At 50.3% G+C, this 507-nt stretch carries 1 protein-coding gene; it reads left to right on the top strand.

The genetic code is table 11. The features are described from left to right. Positions 1-507, top strand: a 507-nt coding sequence (locus R7Q11_RS29640) for a TolC family protein (protein WP_225467399.1), incomplete at both ends; no start/stop codon positions are given.

Below are 507 nucleotides of genomic sequence, written 5' to 3'. Positions count from 1 at the left end.
CCTACTCAACGCTCAATTACAAGTCAGCAAGTTGGATGAGAAACTGCAAGCCAATGCACAAATGCAACGTCGTCTTATCTCTCAACTCTCCGAATGGTTGGGGTCAGATTGGTTGGCGAACGAAGAGGCTCTGCACGCGAGCAATCAACTTCATTGGGACACACTGAACAGCAAACTTGCTGCAAGTCAGGGTTCCACCAAGCATTATCAGCAACTCAGCCAACACCCGATGGTTAAGATGGCCGACGTCAGCATCTCTGCCAATAAAACTCAGGTGGAAATTGCTGAGCAAGCCTACAACCCACAATTTGGCGTCGAAGTAATGTACGCCTACCGCCAAGCCGACAACATGATGGGTGAACCCGCCTCCGATTTGGTCAGCGCTTACCTAACCATGGACATTCCGTTGTTTACGGGTGACCGCCAAGATCGCAATCTCGCGGCCGCTCAATACCAAGTTGGCGCGGCACAATCACAAAAAGACACCTTATTAACGCAGATGAATGC

This window comes from Vibrio sp. 970 (genome assembly GCF_033339075.1).
This window is presented reverse-complemented; position numbering and strand designations above follow the sequence as displayed.